The following is a 23,924-nucleotide window of genomic DNA, read 5'->3' as shown; positions in this document are numbered from 1 at the left end:
CGCGTACCGGGCAACATAACGCGGGATAAAGGCCGGATAAGACGCGTTACGTCGCTACCCGGCGAAGGCTAACGCAAGGCCCACCATTCGCGCAGGCAGGCTTTACCTTCTGGACAACTTTTACAGCTGCCTGAAAGGCAGCCGTCCGCTTCTTCCGGGATACGTACTGCTTTACCCATGATCTCCAGTTGATTCAGCATGGCGTCGATCATGGGCTGCGGAGCGTGCAGCGTATGGCTGATCTGCGTTGCCTCCATACGCCCCCGTAGCGCCAGTAGATCGCGAACCTGTATCAATGAAGCCATTTTTTACATCCCTTAGTGACAATTGCCCGCAGTGCCCGAACAACAGGAACTGACGTTTTTGCGGGTTGCCAGCAGTTCAATGTCTACACGGCTGCGGGCGCGGCGCAACAGGCTTAACACCACAACGTTAAAGACGATCACTGCCAGAATACAGATCAGGCTGTATGTCGGGTGTTGACTGAAGCTGGTAACCTGGTAGAACAGCGTGGCGAGCGAATAGGCGATATTCAGCCCCCACAGGATGGAGAAGCCCATCCAGCCGCGGCTGGACTCGCGGGCGATAGCGCCCATTACCGAGATACACGGTACGTAAAGCAGGACGAAAATCAGGTAACTGTACGCCGCCGCGGCGTTGCCGAATTTTTGATCCATCACGCCCATCGCGCCGGTTGCCATTTCGCCGTCGCCTTTACTCGCTTCGATCGGGTTAGCCAGTACGCTCAGGCTAAAGGTGTCTTTCAGGCTTTGCCAGGTATCGTCAACCGCGCCCAGCAGTTCATCGCCGAGGTGAAAATCGGCAGGATTAAACGCTTCGTCCTGAATATTTTCGGCGGTATAGAGTGTGTTCAGCGTACCGACGACAACTTCTTTCGCCATGGCGCCTGTAAACAGACCCACGGTCGCTTGCCAGTTATCTTCATGGACGCCGATCGGTTTAAAGACTGGCGTGATGACCCGGCTTACGGAGGCGAGGGCGGAGTCATTAATGTTATCGACGATTTTGCCGCTCAGCGAGAAACTGTTAAACGCGCTCAGGAAAATACTCACGATGATAATGACTTTACCGGCGCGTAGTACAAAACCTTTCAGGCGTTGCCAGGTCTGGATGATCAGGCTCTTGATATGCGGTACGTGGTAAACCGGTAGCTCCATCACAAACGGAGAGGCTTCGCCGCGCATAATGGTATGCTTCAGCATCAGGCCGGTTAATACCGCCATGACAATACCCAGCACGTACAGCGAGAAGACCGCCAGCGCGCCGTTTTGCCCGAAGAAGGCGGCGGCAAAGACGGCGAAAATCGCCAGGCGCGCGCCACAGGACATAAACGGCGCCATCATGATGGTCATCAGGCGTTCGCGCGGAGCGTCAAGCGTGCGGGCGCCCATCACGGAAGGTACGTTACAGCCGAAGCCGACAATCAGCGGCACGAAGGATTTACCCGGTAGTCCCAGCGCCTGCATCAGGCGATCCATGACGAAGGCCGCGCGCGCCATATAACCGGAGTCTTCAAGGAGGGAGAGGAATAGGTACATCATCCCGATTTGCGGCACCAGCGGCAGGACGGTATTGATCCCGCCGCCAAGACCTTGCGCCAGGAAGATGGTTAACCAATCCGGGAAGTGCAGCGTGTAGCCAATCCATTGAATGCCATGAATAAAGATGGCGACGGAACCGGCATCAAACAGGGGTTGCAACGCGCCGCCGATGTTAATGGCGAGCAGGAACATCAGGTACATCACGAACAAAAAAATCGGTAAGCCGAGGAAGCGGTTCAGGATAATTTTATCGACCGCCCTGGTGAAGCGGCTGGGTTCGGCTGTCAGGGTATTGCTGACCACGTCGCAAATAGCGGCGATACACTGATAACGGGCGTCGGCGATATGCAGCGCCGGGTCGTCCATTTCGTCCTTCAGACGGGCAAGGGAGGTGTCCAGGTTTTGCGCCGCCTCGTCTGCGTAAGCCCGGCTGTAGATATCGCCCTCCAGCATTTGCAGACCCAGCCAGCGGCGCTGTTGTAAAGGCATCTCCTGGGCCATCGCGTCGGCCAGGAAACCTGCTTCGCGCAGCAGCGGCTGGGCATAATGCACCAGTTCGACGTTGTCGTTAGCGTTGTGACGGTCAATGGCCAGTTTCAGCGCCTCGATACCGCGGCCGCGAGTCGATACCAGCGGTACGACAGGGCAACCCAGACGCGTGGACAGAGCGTCGACATCAATACGAACCTGCTGTTTTTCGGCGATATCCAGCATGTTGAGCGCGACAATACAGGGGATACCCAGCTCCAGCAGCTGCAGCGTCAAATAGAGGTTGCGCTCCAGATTGGAGGCGTCCACAACGTTTATCAACAGGTCGGCGTCGCCGCTCAGGATGTAGTGGCAGGCGATCTGTTCGTCGAGAGAGGTTTGTGACGAGATGGTCGTCAGAGAATAGGTGCCGGGTAAATCTACCAGCGTGACCTGGTGGTCAGTTGTCGCGAACTGGCCCTCTTTACGCTCGACGGTGACGCCCGCCCAGTTCCCCACGCGCTGACGCGCGCCGGTGAGTTGGTTAAATAAGGTGGTCTTGCCGGAATTAGGATTACCAATTAAACCAATGGTTAATTTTTTCATTTTTATAGACTCACTGTATTAACAGGAAACCGCTTCCACTTCTATTAACGCCAAATCCTTTTTACGCAAAACCAGACTCACGCGTCGTGTTTCGATATGGATCGGATCGCCTAAGGGCGCGACGCGGACAACATTAAATGAAGAGCCGGGCAACATGCCGAGCGAAAGCAGTTTTTGACGATACGCCGGGCTGATTTCACGCGCAAAGCCGGTGATTTTCCACGCAGTGTCAGGAGTGAATTGCATACGACCTACTTGTTTCTTACTAACTGGATGTATACCTCATGCGGCGCTCAGGGGGGCGGCAGGAGACCCGATGTTTAGCCAACGAAGGAAAGAGTAAATAATCAACAACACAATGATAATGAGAATGGTTTCTATCTTCAACGATTAAAATGTGACGGAATGTACAAATAAGCGATAATTTGCGCCGATGTTGATATGGCTCAACATTTATTTGTCTTTTTGCAAATACCCCTAATGTGCAAATATTCACCGTTTTTAATGTTTAATTAAGGTTTCATCTGTTAATAAAGTGATAATTAATAGTGCGGATAGCAGAAGGAAATTAATTAACAGATTCTAATGGGTAAGATTTAATTGTTAATTAAAAAAGAAAGGGTTGGACGTATTGCAAAATCGCAGGCCGGATAAGAAGTAACCCGGCCTGCGTATTACCCGATTAGCGTTTTTTTCCCATTGCCGCTGCCAGCGCGTCCATCATGGCGCTGTTACCGGCTGGCTGGGCGTCACGACCGCGCGGTTTCGCCGCTTTAGATGCAGGGCGGTTGCCCTGAGCGCGATCGGCGCCGCCGCCGCGGCGAGCGGCGGTTTCGCCGGGCTGTTCGTCCAGACGCATCGTCAGCGCAATACGCTTACGTTGCAGATCCACTTCCAGCACTTTCACCTTCACGATGTCGCCCGCTTTCACCACGGTGTGCGGATCGTCGACGAACTTATTCGAGAGCGAGGAGATATGCACCAGGCCATCCTGATGAACGCCGATATCGACAAACGCGCCGAAGTTAGTGACGTTAGTGACCGCCCCTTCCAGAATCATCCCCGGCAGCAGGTCGTTCATGGTTTCGACGCCATCGGCGAATTGCGCGGTTTTAAATTCAGGACGCGGGTCGCGGCCCGGTTTTTCCAGCTCTTTGATGATATCGCTCACGGTCGGCACGCCGAATTTATCGTCGGTAAAATCAGCGGCCTTGAGGTGACGCAATTCGTTGCTGTTGCCCATCAGATCTTTTAGCGCTTGCTGCGTCGCCGCCAGAATGCGTTCGACAACCGGATAGGCTTCCGGGTGGACGGTGGAGGCATCCAGCGGGTTATCGCCGTGGTTAATACGCAGGAAGCCCGCGCACTGCTCAAACGCTTTCGGCCCCAGACGGCTCACCTTCAACAGTTGCTGGCGGTTCTGGAACTGACCGTTCTCATCGCGCCAGGCGACGATGTTTTGCGCCATCATGCGCGTTAAGCCCGCGACGCGGGTCAGCAGCGGCACGGAGGCGGTATTCAAATCGACGCCGACGGCGTTTACGCAGTCTTCGACCACCGCATCCAGCTTACGCGCCAGCTGCGTCTGGCTGACATCGTGTTGATATTGGCCGACGCCGATCGATTTCGGATCGATTTTCACCAGTTCCGCCAGCGGATCCTGCAGACGACGCGCGATAGAGACCGCGCCACGCAGGGAGACGTCGAGATCCGGAAACTCCTGCGCCGCCAGCTCCGAAGCGGAATACACGGACGCCCCCGCTTCGCTGACGATCACTTTCTGCGCCGTCACGTTCGGGAACTGTTTCTGTACGTCGAGATAGAAGCGTTCGGTTTCACGCGAGGCCGTACCGTTGCCAATCGCGACCAGTTCGACGTGGTATTTTTCGCACAGCGCGGCGATCACGGTAGCCGCTTTGGCCGCCTGACCGGTATGCGGATAAATGGTATCCGTCGCCACCAGCTTGCCGGTGCCGTCAACGACAGCGACTTTTACGCCGGTACGCAGGCCAGGATCAAGGCCCATCGTGGCGCGCAGGCCTGCGGGGGCTGCCATCAGCAGGTCGTGCAGGTTACGCGCAAACACGTTAATCGCTTCGTCTTCCGCACGTTCGCGCACGGTGCCCATCAGTTCGGTTTCGAGGTGCATTAAGACTTTGATACGCCACGTCCAGCTCACTACGCCTTTGCGCCAGCTATCCGCCGGGGCGTTATTCAGCCGCAGGCCGAGATGGTCCATGATGATCTGCTCGCAGTAGCTCTCTTTCGGCGGCTCATCAAACTGTGGGTCGGCATTGAGCGAAAGTTGCAGAATGCCTTCGTTACGACCACGGAACATGGCCAGCGCACGGTGAGACGGGACGTTAGCAATGGGCTCATGATGGTCGAAATAGTCGCGGAATTTTGCCCCTTCTTCCTCTTTGCCGCTCACGACTGTGGCGACCAGATGGGCGTTCTTCCACAGGTAATCACGCACTTTCGCCAGCAATGCGGCGTCTTCGGCAAAGCGCTCCATCAGAATGTAGCGTGCGCCGTCGAGCGCGGCTTTCGTGTCCGCCACGCCTTTGTCGCCATCAATGTACTTTGCCGCTTCCACGTCAGGATCGTGGGACGGCTCGTTCCAGAGCAGATCGGCCAGCGGCTCAAGGCCGGCTTCAATGGCGATTTGTCCACGGGTGCGGCGTTTAGGTTTATAGGGCAGGTAGAGGTCTTCGAGCTCGGTCTTACTTAACGTAGCGTTGATGGCGCCAGCCAGCTCATCGGTCAGTTTGCCTTGTTCGGAAATGGACTTGAGGATAGCCTGACGCCTGTCTTCCAGCTCACGCAGATAGCCCAGACGCGTTTCCAGGTTACGCAACTGCGTGTCATCCAGACCGCCGGTGATTTCTTTACGATAACGTGCGATAAACGGCACGGTGTTCCCTTCGTCAAGCAGGCGAACGGCAGCTTCAACCTGCCCGGCATTTGCCTGGATTTCACCCGCAATAATGCGGCAGAAAGAATCATTCATCATGGGTTAGCTTCGTCTTCAGGATAAAAATCAGGGGATAGTTATACGGATTGGCTGGCAAAAATGCCAGCCATCAGCGGGGGCTTAGGATTCTTCTTGTCTTATTTGACGTATTCGATCGCATTGACGTACCAGTTTGCTTCGCCGACAGGGGTGTTGACCACCGCCAGATCGCCCACTTCTTTTTTCAGTAGCGCCCGCGCCATCGGCGAGTCGATAGAGATGTAATCCTTACGTCCGAAAATTTCATCGTAGCCGACAATGCGGAACTTCAGCGTATCGCCGTCATCATTTTCAATTTCCACCCAGGCGCCGAAGAAGACTTTGCCCTCCTGCTGCGGGGAATAATCCACGATTTTGAGATTTTCCATGCATTTGGTCAGATATCTGACGCGTCTGTCGATCTCACGCAGGCGCTTTTTATTATACTGATAGTCGGCATTCTCGCTGCGGTCGCCCAGACTCGCAGCCCAGGTCACTTTTTTGGTGACCTCCGGGCGCTCTTCACGCCAGAGATAATTGAGCTCTTGTTTGAGTGTTTCGTACCCTTCGCGGGTGATCAGGGGCGTTTTCATCTCGTTGATTTACCTTTGCTGTCGATATTGCGCACACGGGGTATAACGTGATCGTCCCGACAGAATAAATAATGGGGTTGCCGATTAATTGTATATTTAAGCTGCTGTTAAATATGCTTTGTAACAATTTAGCCTGAAATTCATACCAGAATTTGCTGGTGACTCACGTGAGCTTTTTTAAGAATACACACTTACATTTGTTGCGAACCTTTGGGAGTACAGACAATGCAAGAGAATTATAAGATTCTGGTGGTTGATGACGATATGCGTCTGCGGGCGCTACTGGAACGTTATCTGACCGAGCAGGGCTTCCAGGTTCGAAGCGTCGCTAACGCTGAGCAGATGGATCGTCTGCTGACCCGTGAATCTTTCCATCTCATGGTACTGGATTTAATGCTGCCAGGTGAAGATGGTCTGTCGATTTGTCGTCGCCTGCGTAGTCAAAGTAATCCAATGCCGATCATTATGGTCACGGCGAAGGGTGAAGAGGTTGACCGTATCGTCGGGCTGGAAATCGGCGCCGATGACTACATTCCTAAACCGTTTAACCCGCGCGAGCTGTTGGCGCGTATTCGCGCCGTGTTACGTCGTCAGGCAAACGAACTGCCCGGCGCGCCGTCGCAGGAAGAGGCCGTTATCGCGTTCGGTAAGTTTAAACTGAACCTCGGTACGCGCGAGATGTTCCGTGAAGATGAACCGATGCCGCTGACCAGCGGGGAGTTTGCGGTACTGAAAGCGTTAGTCAGCCATCCGCGCGAGCCGCTCTCTCGCGATAAGCTGATGAATCTGGCCCGTGGCCGCGAGTATTCCGCGATGGAACGCTCCATCGACGTCCAGATCTCCCGCCTGCGCCGTATGGTGGAAGAAGATCCGGCACATCCGCGTTATATTCAGACCGTCTGGGGCCTGGGCTACGTCTTTGTACCGGACGGTTCTAAAGCATGAGGCGAATGCGCTTCTCACCGCGAAGTTCATTTGCCCGCACGCTGTTGCTCATCGTCACCTTGCTGTTCGTCAGCCTGGTGACGACCTACCTGGTGGTGCTGAACTTCGCGATTTTGCCGAGCCTCCAGCAGTTTAATAAGGTTCTGGCTTACGAAGTCCGTATGCTGATGACCGATAAGCTGCAACTGGAGGACGGCACGCAGTTAGTCGTGCCGCCTGCGTTTCGCCGGGAAATCTATCGCGAGCTGGGGATCTCTCTCTACACCAACGAAGCCGCCGAAGAGGCCGGGTTGCGTTGGGCGCAACACTACGAATTCTTAAGCCACCAGATGGCGCAGCAATTAGGCGGCCCGACGGAAGTGCGCGTTGAGGTCAACAAAAGCTCGCCCGTCGTGTGGCTCAAAACCTGGCTGTCGCCCAATATCTGGGTGCGCGTGCCGCTGACTGAAATTCATCAGGGCGATTTTTCTCCGCTTTTCCGTTACACGCTGGCGATCATGCTCCTGGCGATAGGCGGCGCGTGGCTGTTTATTCGTATACAGAATCGACCGTTAGTGGATCTTGAACATGCCGCTTTGCAGGTAGGGAAGGGAATTATTCCGCCGCCGCTGCGTGAATATGGCGCCTCTGAGGTGCGCTCTGTGACCCGGGCGTTTAACCATATGGCAGCCGGCGTGAAACAATTGGCCGATGACCGTACGCTATTGATGGCGGGCGTCAGCCACGACTTGCGCACGCCGCTGACCCGTATTCGTCTGGCGACGGAGATGATGGGCGAGGAAGACGGTTATCTCGCGGAGTCGATCAATAAAGACATCGAAGAGTGTAACGCCATTATCGAACAGTTTATTGACTATCTGCGTACCGGTCAGGAAATGCCAATGGAGATGGCGGATCTCAATTCCGTGCTGGGCGAGGTGATTGCGGCGGAAAGCGGCTATGAGCGTGAGATTAACACTGCGCTTCAGGCAGGCAGTATCCAGGTGAAAATGCACCCGCTCTCGATTAAGCGCGCGGTGGCGAATATGGTGGTCAATGCTGCCCGCTATGGCAACGGCTGGATTAAGGTCAGCAGCGGCACCGAGTCGCATCGCGCCTGGTTCCAGGTAGAAGATGACGGGCCGGGCATTAAGCCGGAGCAGCGTAAACATCTGTTCCAGCCTTTCGTGCGTGGCGACAGCGCCCGTAGCACCAGCGGTACAGGGCTGGGGCTGGCGATTGTGCAGCGCATTATCGATAACCATAACGGGATGCTGGAGATTGGCACCAGCGAGCGTGGCGGCTTGTCAATTCGCGCCTGGCTGCCGGTTCCTGTGGCTCGCGTCCAGGGGACGACAAAAGAGGCATAAGAAAGGGAGGTATTATCCTCCCTTTTTTCTTAACGCCGGATGACGCTGTTCAAAGCCGCCATCCGGCCTGTTCCTTACAGCTTCGGTCCGGCGCTAACCAGCGCTTCGCCTGCCGGGGTATCCGTATACTTCTCGAAGTTCTCAATGAACAGTTTCGCCAGCGCGGTGGCTTTTTCCTGCCATTGTTCCGGCGACGCGTAGGTGTTACGCGGGTCGAGAATGTGGGTATCCACGCCTGGCAGTTCAGTCGGGATCGCCAGATCGAACAGCGGCAGACGGAAGGTTTCCGCGTTATCAAGAGAACCGTTCAGAATGGCGTCAATAATCGCGCGCGTATCTTTGATGGAGATACGTTTGCCGGTGCCATTCCAGCCGGTGTTAACCAGATAAGCCTGCGCGCCTGCTGCCTGCATACGTTTCACCAGCACCTCAGCATACTGCGTCGGGTGCAGCGTCAGGAATGCGGCGCCGAAGCAGGCGGAGAAGGTGGGGGTCGGTTCGGTGACGCCGCGTTCGGTGCCGGCCAGTTTAGCGGTGAAACCCGACAGGAAGTGGTACTGCGTCTGGTTAGCGGTTAAACGGGAAACCGGTGGCAACACGCCGAAGGCGTCCGCCGTCAGGAAGATAACCTTGGTGGCGTGACCTGCTTTGGACACAGGCTTAACGATGTTATCGATATGATAGATCGGGTAAGAGACGCGGGTGTTTTCGGTTTTGGAACCATCGTCGAAATCAACGGTGCCGTCTTCGCGCACGGTGACGTTTTCCAGCAGCGCATCACGGCGAATCGCATGATAAATTTCTGGCTCCGCTTCTTTCGACAGTTTGATGGTTTTGGCGTAGCAGCCGCCTTCAAAATTGAACACGCCGTCGTCATCCCAACCGTGCTCATCATCGCCAATCAGACGACGTTTCGGGTCGGTGGACAGAGTGGTTTTTCCGGTACCGGAAAGGCCGAAGAAGACCGCGACATCGCCTTTTTCACCCACGTTGGCGGAACAGTGCATTGAGGCGATACCTTTGAGCGGCAGCAGGTAGTTCATTACCGAGAACATCCCTTTTTTCATTTCGCCGCCGTACCAGGTGCCGCCAATAAGCTGAATACGTTCAGTCAGGTTGAACGCCACGAAGTTTTCCGAGTTCAGCCCTTGCTCTTTCCACTGCGGGTTGGTGCACTTCGCGCCGTTCATGACAATAAAGTCAGGTTTGAAGCCTACCAGCTCTTCGTCCGTTGGGCGAATGAACATATTTTTAACGAAGTGGGCCTGCCAGGCGACTTCCGTAATAAAGCGCACGGAAAGACGCGTATCGGCATTTGCGCCGCAGAACGCATCAACAATGAATAAGCGTTTACCAGAAAGCTGATGCGTCACCAGACCTTTCAGGTGTTGCCAGGTTTCCTGGGAAAGCGGCTTATTATCGTTTTTACCTTTACCCTTATCGGACCACCACAGCGTATCACGCGTGGTGTCGTCGCGAACAATATACTTATCCTTAGGCGAACGACCGGTAAAAATACCGGTATCAACGGCAACAGCGCCCAGGTTAGTTAACACGCCACGCTCATAGCCTTCCAGACCAGGATTAAGTTCTTCCTGATAAAGGGTGTCGTAGCTGGGATTGTAAACGATATCCTGGACGTCGTTGATACCATAAGCCTTGAGATCTTGCGGGGTTAAATTGTTAACGCGCATATCACTGCTCCTTAGCCAATATATATTACCGAAAATAGTAAGGTTTTTTGAGGTTGGTTAACCGCGACAAGGCTCATAGATTTACGTATCTGGACAAAATCACGATTGACGAAAAACACTGTGACTCCTGTCACGCAGCGGCGGTTATTATGGCAGGAAACCTACTTTTGTTGTGGAAAATGTTCTGAAAACGTTAAAAGGAAGTGTTTTTGACCGACATAATGTGACTGTAATCGCATTCATGTAAGAAAGTTACGTAACACCAACATTAACAATATCGATTCACCTCTCTGCGTTTTTTTCTGAATTATGCATGACGACGCCTGGCGGTGAACAGATGATGCAATAATGCGACTTTCTCATCATTCTGGATAACGACATGGAAAGTGTAGCGCTTTCACGTACTACTCGCTGGGGTATGTTGCTCACCGGTTTGCTGCAGGGCGTCTTGTGCTACCTGCTGATGGCCTGGCTGGTACCACAAAATAGCGACTGGCTGTTCTATGGTATGCCTGCGACGATAGCGTTGTCGTCAATGCTATTGCTTACCGTGGTCTCTTTTAAACAGCGCGCGCTGTGGGGCTGGCTGGGGCTGACCTTTGTGGTCGTGCTGGCAATGAGCGGCTGGCTGAAATGGCAGGTTGAGGCGGTGGAGAAATGGCGCCTGGCCGAGCTCCTCTGGCTGTATGGTCTCCGGCTTGTGTTGATGGCGATGCTGGTATTACCCTGGATGCAATATCAGCTACATTCGCAAACCGGTTCGGCGCGTTATCCCCAGTTTTATCTGCGGTTATGGCATAACGTACTGACATTGTTTATCGTCCTGGTCGCTAACGGACTGTTCTGGCTGGTGCTTCTGCTCTGGAGCGCGCTATTCAGGCTGGTGGGCATCCGCTTTTTCAGCACCCTTTTCTTTGAAACTGAAGCCTTTATTTATGTGACCATCGGCTTGATTACGGCGCTGGCGGTCATTCTCGCCCGCACGCAGTCGCGCCTTGTGGCGGCGGTGCAAAAGCTGCTGACGCTGATCGCGACGGGTTTACTGCCGGTGGTGTCGCTGCTGGCATTGCTGTTTATTGTGACGTTACCCTTTACCGGACTGGAGGCGATTTCTGCGCGTGTTTCCGCTGCGGGGCTGCTATCCACGCTGACGCTGATGCTGCTGCTCCTCGTGGCGATTGTCAACGAACCGCAAAAGCGCGTATTACCCTATCCGCGCGTATTACGCGGTTTGATTAGCGCCTCGCTGTGCGTTGCCCCGATATATATGCTGCTGGCGGGCTGGGCGCTATGGGTACGCATTCAGCAATACGGCTGGACGCCGGATCGTCTGTATGGCGCGCTGACGGCGTCTGTCTTGCTGGTATGGTCCTTCGGTTATCTGATCGGTCTGTTACGCCGCGGACGCGACCCTGGTGAGTGGCAAGGCAAGGTGATACTGAGCGTCTCTTTGTTGACGCTGGTGATATTGCTGTTGCTGGCCTCGCCTGTACTTGATGTCTGGCGTATTAGCGTCAACAGCCATATGGCGCGTTACCATAGTGGTAAAATTACTGCGGATCAGATCAGCCTGTATATGCTGGATCACAGCGGCAAACCTGGCCAGGAAGCGCTGAAATCGTTGCGGGATGACGAGGCGTTTACGCAGAACAGAAAGCGCAATCGTGAACTGATGACGTTTTTGCAGAGAAATAAGGTCCCTCCGACGGCGGACGATTTAGCGCGGGTGGTGATGATTGCGCCCGGTAGCCAGAAGCCGGATGCCGCATTTTGGGCGTTTGTCAAAGAGCAGAGTTATTCGGACGATTCCTGCCTTGAAGCGGATGCCTGCGTGCTGGTGAGTCAGGATCTTAACGGCGACGGTCAGCCTGAGCAGGTGCTGTATAACTTTATTGTTGCCGAGAGCCAGGTCTACGGCTTAAAAGAGGGGAAATGGACGCAGAAAGCGTTCGCCCGACTGCCGGACGGGTTTTCTAAGACGCAACTGTTGCACGCGATTGCCGGGCATCGGTTAGACTCAGCCCCCAAAGCCTGGCGCGATATCATTGTTGATGGTCAGCGGTTGGATGTGGATTACTACAACGAGTAAGCTTTTTGCCGGATGGCGGCATAAATGCCTTATCCGGCCTACGGAGCGGGATGCTGTAGGCCAGATAAGCGCAGCGCCATCAGGCAATGACGTTGCTGACTACGAGGCGATTAGTGAACCTGTGGATCGGCAGGAGAGGCGTTGTTACGGATCTCCGCGATATCCATCGCATTGAACAGGTAATGATTGCCGCAGTAATCGCAGTGCATATCGATTTCGCCGTCTTCCGCCAGAATGCTGTCCACTTCTTCATCCGGCAATGTTTTCAGCGCGCCCGCGCAACGTTCGCGTGAACAGGTGCATTTGAACTCAACATCTTGCGGATCGTAGAGTGTGACTTCTTCTTCGTGATACAAACGCCACAGCACGTCATTTGCCGGTAACGTCAGCAGCTCTTCGCTTTTAATGGTTTCCGTCAACATAGCCAGATGGTCGAAATCCTCCGCCTGCGCGTTCTGTGCCGGCATCACCTGGAGCAACATTCCACCTGCCGCCGGTTTACCGTCGACATCGCCGGTACGGATAAACAGGCGCGTCGGCAACTGCTCGGAGCGCAGGAAGTAATCTTCCAGGCACGCCGCCAGAGTATCGCCTTCCAGACCCACCACGCCCTGATAGCGTTCACCCTCTTCCGGCGTAATGGTGATCACCAGATAGCCGTTGCCAACCAGCGTTTTGAGATCCGCATTGTCAGGGATGTCGCCCTGAACGCGAGCCACGCCGCGCATCTGCTGCTGATTATTGCCATTGATCACCGCCAGGCTTAACGGCCCGTCGCCCTGGAGCTGTACCGTAATGTCACCAGCAAACTTCAGCGTCGCGGTCAGCAGGCTAGTGGCGACCAGCAGTTCGGCCAGTACAGTTTTCACCGGCTGCGGATAGTTATGATTGTCGAGGATCTGTTGCAAGGTTTCCGAAACGGTTACCAGCTCGCCGCGAACGGCAAAGTTTTCAAACAGATAACGATGTAATTGGTCATGTTGCGGCATAATCATCTCTCTTGCGGGTGACAGTTATTCGCTGTCGCCGTGTTTAAATCGTAACAGGTCGCGGCGCTCTTTCTTGTCCGGTCGCCTGTCCGGATGCGGCATGGTCAGGGCGTTAAGCTTGCGCGCCTGCGCCATTTTTTCGCGTTTTTCCACGCTTTCCGCCGTCTCTTCATACAGAGCGACGGCTTCGCTGGCCGGACGGCGCTGTTCGGTGATGGCTTTAACTATCACCGTCCGTTCGTCATTTCCCTGACGCAGGGTAAGGGTTGCGTTCAGCTCGACGATTTTGCTCGGCTTACTGCGCTGGCCGTTGTAATGCACCTTACCGCCTTCAATCATCTCGCGGGCCATCGCGCGGGTTTTATAAAAACGCGCGGCCCACAGCCATTTATCCAGTCTGACCTCAACGGAAGACTTTTCTTTCATGGCGTCTCCTTCACATCAGCGAGGGGATCAGACGGCGGTAGTCGTTCAGGGACGGATGGCGCGTATAGTGCTTTTCCGCCAGGCCGGAATCGGGATTCGTCACGCCAAGACAGTAGCGAATACCAAACCGGGCGGCGGCGTCGAGAATCGGTTCGCTGTCATCGATAAACAGCGTTTTCTCTGCGCTTATTCCCGTTTCCTCAGTGACAGCGCGCCATAACCGCTGATCCTCTTTGGGATAACCAAATGTGTGGGTGGAAAGTAATAAATCAAGGTGTGAGGCCAGACCGGTATGCTCCAGCTTCACCGCCAGGTTATGTGGATGCGCATTGGTGAGCAGAATCCGACGTTTTCCGCTGGCTTTTAACGCATTCAGAAACGGTACGGTATCGTCGCGCAAAACGGCGCGCGGCCCTTGCGCCGTCGTCATGGCGCAAATATCCAGACCCAGACGCTCGCTCCAGTAATCCAGACAGTACCAGTTTAGCGTATGCTGTACGGCATGATACTGCTGGCGAATATATTCCTGCGCGTCCTGCGGCGAAATACCCTGCTGCGCGCCGTAGGTTTCCGGTACCAGCTTTTGCCAGAAATAGTTATCGAACGCGAGATCGAGCAGCGTGCCGTCCATATCCAGCAAAACGGTATCCACGTTTTGCCAGTCAATATCAATATGCATGGGGAACTCCAGGGTAACGCAATTTGCGCGACAGGGTAGCATACCCTGTCGCACGGCGGCGCTATCAGATGAGATTTTCCGGAGAGACGGTTAACCTGGGATTGAGGCAGCTTTCATAGTATTCCTGGATGTCCGCCATACGGGTACGGTGGCGTTGATAACGTCTGAACGCCTGAAGGCCGTTGTAGACCGCGCTCACTATCATTGCTAGCATCAGCAGCGTGGTGCCGAGGTAACGCCACCAGCCGGATTTATCGGGGATACGATGCAGGCTGATATGCTGCGTGCCGTTGGCATCGGTATACACGCTGGTGACAATGCCCTCGGCGCTAAATGGCGTCTGCATGAGCGTTTGCGCCAGACGCTGGAAGGCGCTCCACTGTTCCTGCGCGGGATAGTCATACAGCGGCGTTGACGGCCAGGCCTGATCAACCAGTTCGCTGCCTTCATCGCTGGCGATCAGGAATCCGCCGGGAGCGGGGCTATTCAGCGACTGGGCGGCACGCGCGGTCTCGCGAGAAATAAACGGCGCCGTTGAGGTCGTGACCAGATTTTCCAGCGACTCTGCGCTTACGGGGCGTAGCAGCACGTTGACGCCGTCCAGTTTGCCGGCGTTCGCGCGTTTCACCAGCGCGTTCCAGTCCTTACTGTTACCGAGATTAACCAGCGCATTTTTCAGTCGCACGCACTCGTCTTCCGCCGCGCACAAATCAGCGGTTTTCAGAACAATATCGCCAAAGTCATCTAATAATACCATGCCCGATTTTTGTATCGCGGAGCGTAAAGATGCGCTTACGCGCGAGTCGTCTTCAGGTTTTGGATGGAGCTGACGATTTACCGCCTGGCTTAGCGCCATCGCTTTATTCACCAGGTCTGATTCCGGCAGCGGTAGCGCAGGCGCGTCATTCCAGATGATTTGCGAGCAATCGAACGGCATAAACGGTGAGTTAGACTGCCCGCTCCAGGTCGCCCCGGAATGAATATTACACATTCCTTTGCCGCTCAGGTGCAGCGTATCGCCCACCCGCACGCCAGCTTTTTCAAGCTGTTTTACCGTTGTCGCTTCAATGGTTTGCGCGCCTTTCATCCACGATAGCGTGAACTTAATTGGCATATCCAGCGGGATCCAGAACAGCAGCATAAACAACACCAGCAGCGAACCGATAGCAATAACAGTGCTGCGTAACCAGTGCTGCAACGGGAAGTTTTTCACTTCATCATGCAGGGATAAAAAACGGCCCTGGCGGGCGACATGGCGATCAAGGTAAATATCAATATCCGTTTGTTGCCCAAGATCCTGCGTAATGTAAGGTTGCCAGTGGGCAGGGTAAATAAGGTCGATGATGCCCAGGGAGATATTGTTAATCTGCTCCTGATTATTCTCCCCAAACAGTCCCCAGCGGCGGGGCGTTCCCCGCAGACAGTGAATTTCCCGCAGCGCGCTTTTCGACGGCGGCGCAAAAAGCCCCCAAAGTCCGGCTGCCAGCAGCAGGATAGCGCCGCCTATCATCCACGGTACAAAAACGTCTGGCGTTATCAGACAGAAAAAGAATAACAAAAAGGAGGCGACGATTAACAACGCTTCGCGCAAGCCAGCCGGGCGGCTGAGCGCATATTCTTCGTGGGTCTCCTGACGGATATTCAACAGCTCAATCTGCTCGCTCTCTTCGCCGCGAATCGACGCCTGCGTAGAGGCCGTATTCTGTAGCGCGTAGCCACGCGACTCCTGCATATACTCTTGCAGCGTATGGCCGTTTAAAGAGATCACCAGCGGCAGCGTATCCGTGAGGATTAGCTCAACGTTGTTTTCATCATTGATGTACTGTTCCCAGAAAGGCGGCAGATGGACTTCGACGGAGTCGAGGTAGTAGCGCCATTTATTAGGATCGTCAGTGGTAATGCCGTAGCGGGTGATGGAGTGAGTCAGTATCACGACACTGTTGCTTTCCGCATTCAGCGTCAGTGAGATGGGCGCAGTACTGGCGCCTGTCGGCCCCGGAACTTGCTGGATCTGGCTAAGGTTATCGAGATAGTTTTCTACCGCGCTGCGCTCTTCGGGCAACAGTTTACGCGTTTGCGCGTCCTGAAAGGCGCTGATCCACGGTAAACTCCCTCGTCTGGACTTTACCCGGAACCGCCATATTGCCAGTAGAGAGCAGGCCAGCAAAGCAGCTATAAAAATCAGAATGGTGCTCATGCTTTCCCCATCTTACTAAGTCTGTCAGGCGTGGTCAGTCGCACCCTGTCCAATAAACATTTTTCTGTGGTTGGCTATCGGCAAGCGTGGAGTTGAACTTGAGCATTGTAAAGCGCATCCCAGTGAAGGCAAATCATAGCAATACCACCAAAAACGGAATATCAGCAAATTCCTGGAGTTATTTCAACCTATTGACTTTTAATTTGAAATAAGAATTAATTTTTATTACGTTACATAAATGTAAATAAACGGCAATTCGCATTGCCGAAACCGTGCGGTATGTCGCACAATGACCACAGATTACACTGCAAAGATTCTCACAATGAGCAAATCATTACAAAAACCCACCATTCTGAAAGTGGAAACCGTCGCACAATCCCGACTGTTTAACGTAGAAAGCGTGGATCTGGAGTTCAGCAACGGCGTGCGTCGCGTGTATGAACGTATGCGACCATCAACCCGTGAGGCGGTAATGATTGTGCCGATCGTTGATGAGCATCTGATTCTTATTCGTGAGTATGCGGTGGGAACCGAATCCTATGAGCTGGGCTTCTCGAAAGGATTGATCGACCCGGGCGAGACCGTTTTTGAAGCGGCGAACCGGGAGCTCAAAGAAGAGGTCGGGTTTGGCGCGCATAACCTGACCTTCTTAAAAAAACTCAGCATGGCGCCCTCTTATTTTTCCAGCAAAATGAATATCGTGGTGGCGGAAGATCTCTATCCGGAGTCGCTGGAAGGCGACGAGCCTGAGCCATTGCCGCAGGTACGCTGGCCGCTGGCGCATTTAATGGATCTGCTGGAAGACCCCGATTTTAACGAGGCCCGCAACGTCAGCGCGCTGTTTCTGGTACGCGAGTGGTTGAAAGCGCAGGGCCGAATTGCCTGATGGCGCGGCGTTGATCAAGCCAACGGAAAGTTTGTCTCCCCGTTCGCCGTCATCCGCTAAACACAATAAAAAAGGCGCCGGAGCGCCTTTTTTGATCAGAACAGTTCGTGTGTTTCACCATTATCAATAATGGTGGTTCCCACCTCGTGTACCGCCTGTTGTGTCGGCTGCGTGCCTTCGATGAAATACTCTTCACGGCTGTTACCGCCGCTCGCCAGTTGTCCGGTACTGCGGTCGATATTCACCGTGACGATGCCCGGCGGCGGCGTTAGCGGCTGTTCCGGCACGCCTTCCAGCACGGCTTTCATATAGGCGTCCCATGCAGGTTGCGCGCTCTTCGCGCCGCCCTCATAGCCGGAGATTTGATCTTTGATCGCGCCGGAAGCGGTGGTGCGGCCTAAATCACGGCGGTGATCGTCAAAGCCGATCCATACGGAAGTGACGACGCCAGGACCATAGCCGGAGAACCATGCGTCTTTCGAGCTGTTGGTCGTACCGGTTTTGCCGCCGATATCGCGACGTTTAAGGTCGCGCGCCGCACGCCAGCCGGTACCCATCCAGCCGGGTTCGCCAAAGATATTGGTGTTCAGCGCGCTTTTGATCAGAAACGCCAGCGGCGTATTGATCACATGCGGCGCGTATTCCTGCGTGCCGTTTTGCGCGACCAGCGCCTGGTTTGCCTGTTCCAGCTCAGGCATCGGTACGGCGCTGTTTTGCTGCTCTTGCGAAACCGCGACCTCTTCCACATTGGTGTTTTCCAGCACGTCAGATTTCTGCGTATTGCCGTAAATGACCGGGATATCGCACTCCGGGCAGGCGATTTTCGGTTTCGCTTCGAAGATCACGCCGCCCTGATCGTTCTCAATCTTGCTGATGAAATACGGGTCGATCAGGAAACCGCCGTTCGCCATCACCGCATAACCGCGCGCAACCTGCATCGGCGTGAAGGAGGCGGAGCCCAGCGCCAGCGATTCGGTATGCACGATATTCTGCGCCGGGAAGCCGAAGCGTTGCAGATACTCCGCCGCATAGTCGACGCCCATGGCGCGCATGGCGCGTACCATCACCACGTTTTTCGACTGCCCCAGCCCCTGGCGTAAACGAATCGGTCCGGCGTACTGCGGCGGGGAGTTTTTCGGACGCCAGTCTGAACCTGCCCCGGCGTCCCAGCGGGAAATCGGCACATCGTTGAGCATACTGGCGAGCGTCAGCCCTTTATCCATTGCGGCGGTGTAGAGGAACGGTTTGATGTTCGACCCCACCTGACGCAAAGCTTGCGTCGCGCGGTTAAATTTACTCTGATTAAAATCGAAACCGCCGACCAGCGCCATTACCGCGCCTGTTTGCGGGTTAAGCGAAACCAGCGCGGAGTTCACTTCCGGTACCTGCGCCAGCCACCAGTCGTTATCCACCTGACGAACCCAGATTTGCTGACCTGTCTGGACGACATCGGTAACTTTACGCGGCGTCGGCCCCTGCTGTGTATCCGAGCGGTAAGGCCGCGCCCAACGCATTCCTTCCATATGTAGCGAAACGGACGTACCGTCGGCAAGCGCAGCGGTCGCCTCTTGCGGATTAGCGCTGGTGACCACGGCGGGAAGCAGCGGTCCGTAGGTCGGTAACGCTTTCAACGTATCGGTAATTTTTTTACTGTCCCACGCCGTTTCGCCCACTTTCCATAGCACATTCGCCGGGCCGCGATAACCGTGGCGCATGTCATAGTCCAGCACGTTATTACGCACCGCCTGTTGCGCGGCCTGCTGCACTTTGCGGGTGATGGTCGTGTAAATACGATAACCATCTTCGTAGGCGCTTTCGCCATAACGGTTATACATTTCCTGGCGCACCATTTCCGACAGATAAGGCGCGGAGAAGGCGATTTCCGGCGCGTGATAATTTGCGTCGATAGGTTCGCTACGTGCCTGATCGTACTGCGCCTGAGTGATATATCCCTCGCTTAACATTCGCGAAAGCACTACGTTACGGCGCGCCACCGCCCGATCCATCGAGTAGAGCGGGTTAAAGGTAGAAGGCGCTTTAGGTAGCCCGGCGATAACCGCCATTTCGCTTAGACTAAGCTGGTCAACCGTCTTACCAAAGTAGACCTGTGCCGCCGCGCCAACGCCATAGGCGCGGTAGCCGAGATAGATCTTGTTCAGATAGAGTTCGAGGATCTCATTTTTATTCAGCAACTGCTCAATACGAATCGCCAGAAACGCTTCCTTGATCTTGCGCATCAGCGTGCGTTCGGGGCTAAGGAAGAAGTTTCGCGCCAGTTGCTGGGTAATGGTACTTGCTCCCTGCGATGCGTGACCGGAGAAGAGCGCGACGCTGGCCGCGCGGAAAATACCTACCGGGTCAATGCCGTGATGCTCATAAAAGCGGCTATCTTCGGTGGCGATAAAGGCGTTGATCATTTCCGGCGGAATTTGATCGAGCGTAACGGGAATACGGCGTTTTTCGCCATATTGCGCGATAAGTTCGCCATCCGCGCTGTAAACCTGCATCGGAATTTGCAAACGCACATCTTTCAATGTCGCGACGTCAGGTAGCTGTGGCTCAATATAGCGATAAAGGCCATAAATCGAGCCTGCTCCCAGCAGGATGCAACATACTGCAAGGATCAATAAATACTTTACGAACTTCACTGGAGATTTCCCATTTAGTGTCATTTGGGCAGTTTATAAACAAACGCGCGGTAGTATAAAGGCAAGCCAGACGCATTGATATACCCGTTAACGCGACGGGTGATAAGGAGATCGACCGTTATGGCTTTTAAAACCTGGCAAATAGGATTGCATATTCAGCAGCATGAAGCGCTGGCCATCGCCGTTATTCGCGGCGCATCGGGCTGGTCCCTGCAACGTTGGTGGCGACTGCCGCTAATGAACGCCTCCACGGCAGAGGGTACGATTCCTGACCCGCAATCGCTGGCTCACGTACTGCGACCCTGGAGCCGCGAGCTGCCGCTACGTCACCGTATTTATCTCTCTTTTCCCGCAAATCGGACATTGCAACGCGCTTTTCCACATCCGCCGATGCGTCTGCGGGAACGTGAGCAAGTCGCATGGCTTTCACAAACGATGGCGCGTGAGCTGGATATGGATCCGGACTTATTGCGTTTCGACTTTCAGGACGATGCGCTAAGCCCTGCGTTCAACGTTACCGCCGTGCAAAGCAAAGAAATTTCAGAGCTGTTAACGCTGGCGCAAACGCTCAATGTGCGCATCGCTGCTGTAACGCCCGATGCCTGCGCGTTACAGCGCTTGCTGCCGTTTATACCTTCGGGGCGGCAATGTCTGGTCTGGCGCGATGAGAGCCAGTGGCTGTGGGCGACGCGCTATGCGTGGGGGCGTAAATCGGCGCGAGAGGCGACGACGCTGCATGACCTTGCCGCGACGTTATCCGTCGTGCCGGAACATATTTCGTTATGCGCCGAAGGCGAATTCGACCCCTGGCGCGCCGTAACCGTCCGCCAACCGCCGGTTCCGCCGGACGGTTATCGCTTTGCGATTGCGCTGGGTTTAGCCATAGGGGAGATACGCTGATGGCGCATTCTGTCAATTTGCTCCCCTGGCGGCGCCAACATTACGTAACGCGTCTGCGGCTGTGGTGCGTGGTATGGGGCGCGTCCCTGCTGCTGATAGCAAGCCTCGCGACGATCGCCCGGTTGGTTTTTTGGCAGGAGGGGAGGATTAATGAACTGCTACTGACGGCGGAAAACGGACGCACGACGGCGCTTGCGGCGAACATACCGCAGTTGCAGCAGCGTCAGCGACAGCAACAGGCGCGATTACAACGTCAGGCGCAGCGTGAACTGACGCAAGCCTGGCAATCTATCTTGACTGACCTTGCCAACCTGTTGCCAGAGCAGGCATGGCTGACAAGCCTCAATTATCAGCAAGAGACGCTAGAGCTGGAAGGGCTGGCGAGAACGTTTGACGCCCTGCTTACGCTTGAGACATCGCTTCGTCACTATGTCAGTTTTCCGCTAAACCGCACGGGCGCCACGCGGCAGGATGCGCAAGGGCGCTGGCAGTTCCATTATCAGTTAACGAGGAGCGCCGCCCGTGAACGCGCTCTTTGATATCTGGTACGGGATGTCGCGCCGTGGTCGGGTTTTTGGTTGGTGTGCAGGCGTGCTGTGCCTGACGCTGACGGTCACGTTATCTGTGGGCTATCCCGGCTGGAAGACGCTGCATACGCAACAAACGCGGTTAAGCCAGCAGCGCGAGGCCGCCCGGCAACAGTGGCGTCATCTGCGCCGTCTGAGCGTCGCGGCTGAACCGCTGTTCGGGCGCACCGTGGAAAATCCGCGTCCTTTTTCGCCGTTAGATTTCCAGGCGCCTCCCCTGCGTTTGCTGCACTGGCAGCCATCGGCGCAGGGGGGAGAAATGGCGCTGAAAACGTCCTGGGATGCGGTGCCGTCGCTGTTTGTCCGGTTGGCCGAAAGCGAGATGAGCGTAAGTCGGTTTTCATTGCGTAAAGAGGGGGCGGAATTATTGATGACGCTGCAACTGGAGCGCCTGGCGAATGAAGGCTAGCCGCAGTGTATTGCTCTGTTTTTGTTTGCTGATGTTGACAGGAATGCACGATCCCTTCCGCCCGCCGGAAGATCGCTGCCGGATAGCGGAACTCTCGCAGTGGCGGTATCAGGGCGCGGTGCGTAAAGGCGAGCGATGGACAGGCATTCTTAAAGATAGTCAGCAAAAATGGCGACGAGTGGAAGAAGGGCAGACGCTGGAAAACGGTTGGACGATTGTCCGCCTGACGGCGGAAGCCTTAACGTTAACGACCGGTAAAAATTGTGCGCCGCCGCAGTGGCGGTGGCTACGTCAGGGAGCGGACAATGAAGCGATGGATAGCCATAATACTGATAGCCTTGATGCCCGCCGCGCAGGCGGGAAAAGCGGCGAAAGTGACGCTGGTGGTTGACGACGTCCCTGTGGTGCAGGTTTTGCAGACTTTAGCCGAACAGGAGCGGCAGAATCTGGTGGTGTCGCCGGACGTCAGCGGGACATTATCGCTACATCTGACGGATGTGCCGTGGAAACAGGCGCTACAGACGGTGGTCAATAGCGCTGGGCTGGTGCTGCGTCAGGAGGGGAATATTCTCCATGTTCATTCACAGGCCTGGCAGAAAGAACACAGTGCGCGGCAGGATGCCGAGCGGTTAAGGCTTCAGGCTAATTTACCGCTGGAAAACCGCAGCATTAGCCTGCAATACGCCGATGCCGCCGAACTGGCGAAAGCGGGCGAGAAACTCCTGAGCGCGAAGGGAACCATCATGGTAGATAAGCGCACCAACCGCATGCTGTTGCGCGATAACCGCGCGGCCCTTGCGGAGCTGGAAAAATGGGTATCGCAAATGGATCTGCCGGTGGCGCAGGTGGAGCTGGCGGCGCATATCGTTACCATTAACGAAAAGAGTCTACGGGAACTGGGCGTAAAGTGGACGCTGGCTGACGCGACGCAAGCGGGCTCGGTGGGTGACGTGACGACGCTTTCCAGTGATTTATCTGTCGCCGCCGCCACCTCACGCGTCGGGTTTAACATCGGGCGCATTAACGGACGCTTGCTGGATCTGGAGCTGTCAGCGCTGGAGCAAAAGCAGCAGTTGGATATTATCGCCAGCCCCCGGCTGCTGGCTTCCCATCTGCAGCCAGCCAGTATCAAGCAAGGCAGCGAAATTCCTTATCAGGTTTCCAGCGGCGAAAGCGGCGCGACCTCCGTGGAATTTAAAGAAGCGGTGCTGGGGATGGAGGTGACGCCCACCGTTTTGCAAAAAGGGCGCATCCGCCTGAAGTTACATATCAGCCAGAATGTTCCCGGTCAGGTACTACAACAGGCTGACGGCGAAGTGCTGGCGATAGATAAACAGGAAATTGAAACGCAGGTAGAGGTAAAAAGCGGCGAGACGCTGGCGCTGGGCGGTATTTTTTTCGCGAAAAAATAAATCGGGTAGCGATAGCGTGCCGCTGTTGGGGGATATTCCCTGGCTTGGTCAGCTCTTCCGCCATGACGGCAAAGAGGACGAGCGACGCGAATTAGTGGTGTTTATCACCCCCAGACTGGTGGCGACAGAATAATTTATGCATAAAAAAGCGCTGTTTTTGCACTGAACGCATCTGCGGGATTTGACGTGCGGATGTATTTAGCATACAAGGAGTACCGATTTGAGAGTCGTGCTTTTCGTTGCTTACGCATTGATTAATGCGCTTTGCCTTGCCGAAGGTGTGCATAAGACCGATGATAAACGGCTGAATGTCCGCTGATGCAGACGTATTGGTTCTGCGGATTGCGCACAATTGTTTGAAAGTAGAGCAATTTGTAGGCCGGATATGTTGTTCTGGTCGCCATTCGGCAACGCTAACTCGGGTTTTGCAACAATCAGGCTTGGTGATTTATTCAGTTGCCAAACCCGCTTGAGTATTGAGATAATTTTCAGT

At 54.9% G+C, this 23,924-nt stretch carries 19 protein-coding genes and 1 pseudogene; 9 read left to right on the top strand and 11 right to left on the bottom strand.

Features of this window, described 5'->3' with window-relative positions; translation table 11 throughout:
• Positions 1-68 precede the first annotated feature (68 nt).
• The 5 genes from feoC to greB form a co-directional block, all read right to left on the bottom strand.
• Positions 69-305: a [Fe-S]-dependent transcriptional repressor FeoC gene (gene feoC / locus N7E69_RS06615; protein WP_000157587.1), complete on the bottom strand. Its 237-nt coding sequence runs from the start codon at positions 303-305 to the stop codon at positions 69-71.
• Positions 306-317: 12 nt separating this feature from the next.
• A complete protein-coding gene (feoB, locus tag N7E69_RS06610; protein WP_000736979.1) occupies positions 318-2,636 on the bottom strand; it encodes a Fe(2+) transporter permease subunit FeoB in 2,319 nt (772 codons plus the stop codon).
• Between the two features lie 18 nt (positions 2,637-2,654).
• Positions 2,655-2,882, bottom strand: a complete 228-nt coding sequence (gene feoA / locus N7E69_RS06605) for a ferrous iron transporter A (RefSeq protein ID WP_001160955.1) — start codon at positions 2,880-2,882, stop codon at positions 2,655-2,657.
• Between the two features lie 436 nt (positions 2,883-3,318).
• Positions 3,319-5,649, bottom strand: coding sequence for a Tex family protein (locus N7E69_RS06600; protein ID WP_000980659.1), 2,331 nt, complete (start codon positions 5,647-5,649; stop codon positions 3,319-3,321).
• Positions 5,650-5,747: 98 nt separating this feature from the next.
• The gene (greB, locus tag N7E69_RS06595) at positions 5,748-6,221 is read right to left on the bottom strand and encodes a transcription elongation factor GreB (protein WP_000856695.1); all 474 of its coding nucleotides are present in this window, start codon (positions 6,219-6,221) and stop codon (positions 5,748-5,750) included.
• Positions 6,222-6,446: 225 nt separating this feature from the next.
• Here greB and ompR point away from each other — a divergent pair, with 225 nt between their 5' ends.
• Positions 6,447-7,166, top strand: coding sequence for a two-component system response regulator OmpR (ompR, locus tag N7E69_RS06590; protein WP_001157751.1), 720 nt, complete (start codon positions 6,447-6,449; stop codon positions 7,164-7,166).
• Positions 7,163-8,515 (top strand): two-component system sensor histidine kinase EnvZ, encoded by a 1,353-nt coding sequence (gene envZ / locus N7E69_RS06585; protein WP_001253818.1) that lies wholly within the window; start codon positions 7,163-7,165, stop codon positions 8,513-8,515. Before ompR ends, envZ begins: the two co-directional genes overlap by 4 nt.
• Before the next feature lie 74 nt (positions 8,516-8,589).
• Here the strand turns inward: envZ and pckA are convergent, their stop codons facing one another.
• A complete protein-coding gene (pckA, locus tag N7E69_RS06580; RefSeq protein ID WP_001265689.1) occupies positions 8,590-10,209 on the bottom strand; it encodes a phosphoenolpyruvate carboxykinase (ATP) in 1,620 nt (539 codons plus the stop codon).
• Positions 10,210-10,588: 379 nt separating this feature from the next.
• On the opposite strand from pckA, the gene N7E69_RS06575 reads away from it, so the two are divergent.
• On the top strand, positions 10,589-12,298 hold the full coding sequence (locus tag N7E69_RS06575; protein ID WP_000446451.1) for a DUF4153 domain-containing protein: 1,710 nt from the start codon (positions 10,589-10,591) through the stop codon (positions 12,296-12,298).
• Positions 12,299-12,408: 110 nt separating this feature from the next.
• Here N7E69_RS06575 and hslO read toward each other — a convergent pair whose 3' ends face one another.
• The 4 genes from hslO to igaA all read right to left on the bottom strand — a co-directional run bounded on the left by hslO (position 12,409) and on the right by igaA (position 16,589).
• Positions 12,409-13,287 carry an Hsp33 family molecular chaperone HslO gene (gene hslO, locus N7E69_RS06570; protein WP_001675842.1) on the bottom strand — a complete coding sequence of 293 codons (879 nt, stop codon included), beginning with the start codon at positions 13,285-13,287 and terminating at the stop codon, positions 12,409-12,411.
• 24 nt (positions 13,288-13,311) lie between these two features.
• Positions 13,312-13,713 (bottom strand): ribosome-associated heat shock protein Hsp15, encoded by a 402-nt coding sequence (gene hslR, locus N7E69_RS06565; RefSeq protein ID WP_000660723.1) that lies wholly within the window; start codon positions 13,711-13,713, stop codon positions 13,312-13,314.
• Positions 13,714-13,723: 10 nt separating this feature from the next.
• Entirely contained in the window at positions 13,724-14,392 is a 669-nt protein-coding gene (yrfG, locus tag N7E69_RS06560; protein WP_001520508.1) for a GMP/IMP nucleotidase, read from the bottom strand.
• Positions 14,393-14,456: 64 nt separating this feature from the next.
• Positions 14,457-16,589 (bottom strand): intracellular growth attenuator protein IgaA, encoded by a 2,133-nt coding sequence (igaA, locus tag N7E69_RS06555; protein ID WP_000104101.1) that lies wholly within the window; start codon positions 16,587-16,589, stop codon positions 14,457-14,459.
• A gap of 322 nt (positions 16,590-16,911) precedes the next feature.
• Here igaA and nudE point away from each other — a divergent pair, with 322 nt between their 5' ends.
• A complete protein-coding gene (gene nudE, locus N7E69_RS06550) occupies positions 16,912-17,475 on the top strand; it encodes an ADP compounds hydrolase NudE (RefSeq protein ID WP_000045725.1) in 564 nt (187 codons plus the stop codon).
• A gap of 95 nt (positions 17,476-17,570) precedes the next feature.
• Here nudE and mrcA read toward each other — a convergent pair whose 3' ends face one another.
• A complete protein-coding gene (mrcA, locus tag N7E69_RS06545; protein WP_000673820.1) occupies positions 17,571-20,123 on the bottom strand; it encodes a peptidoglycan glycosyltransferase/peptidoglycan DD-transpeptidase MrcA in 2,553 nt (850 codons plus the stop codon).
• Between the two features lie 120 nt (positions 20,124-20,243).
• On the opposite strand from mrcA, the gene N7E69_RS06540 reads away from it, so the two are divergent.
• The 5 genes and pseudogenes from N7E69_RS06540 (at position 20,244) to hofQ (ending at position 23,564) form a co-directional block, all read left to right on the top strand.
• Positions 20,244-21,023 (top strand): hypothetical protein, encoded by a 780-nt coding sequence (locus N7E69_RS06540; RefSeq protein WP_000874747.1) that lies wholly within the window; start codon positions 20,244-20,246, stop codon positions 21,021-21,023.
• Positions 21,023-21,562 (top strand): PilN domain-containing protein, encoded by a 540-nt coding sequence (locus N7E69_RS06535; RefSeq protein ID WP_108610891.1) that lies wholly within the window; start codon positions 21,023-21,025, stop codon positions 21,560-21,562. Before N7E69_RS06540 ends, N7E69_RS06535 begins: the two co-directional genes overlap by 1 nt.
• Positions 21,546-22,019: a hypothetical protein gene (locus tag N7E69_RS06530; RefSeq protein ID WP_000992493.1), complete on the top strand. Its 474-nt coding sequence runs from the start codon at positions 21,546-21,548 to the stop codon at positions 22,017-22,019. The genes N7E69_RS06535 and N7E69_RS06530 overlap by 17 nt, the downstream gene beginning before the upstream one ends.
• Positions 22,009-22,410: a DUF2531 family protein gene (locus N7E69_RS06525; RefSeq protein WP_000648133.1), complete on the top strand. Its 402-nt coding sequence runs from the start codon at positions 22,009-22,011 to the stop codon at positions 22,408-22,410. The genes N7E69_RS06530 and N7E69_RS06525 overlap by 11 nt, the downstream gene beginning before the upstream one ends.
• Positions 22,325-23,564: pseudogene (gene hofQ / locus N7E69_RS06520) on the top strand (DNA uptake porin HofQ). The gene N7E69_RS06525 and the pseudogene hofQ overlap by 86 nt, the downstream one beginning before the upstream one ends.
• The last annotated feature ends 360 nt before the right edge of the window (positions 23,565-23,924 follow it).

The organism is Salmonella sp. 3C (genome assembly GCF_025426275.1).
GTDB lineage: Bacteria > Pseudomonadota > Gammaproteobacteria > Enterobacterales > Enterobacteriaceae > Salmonella > Salmonella enterica.
The sequence above is the reverse complement of the archived record's forward strand: the minus strand, read 5'-3'. Positions and strand labels throughout refer to the sequence as shown.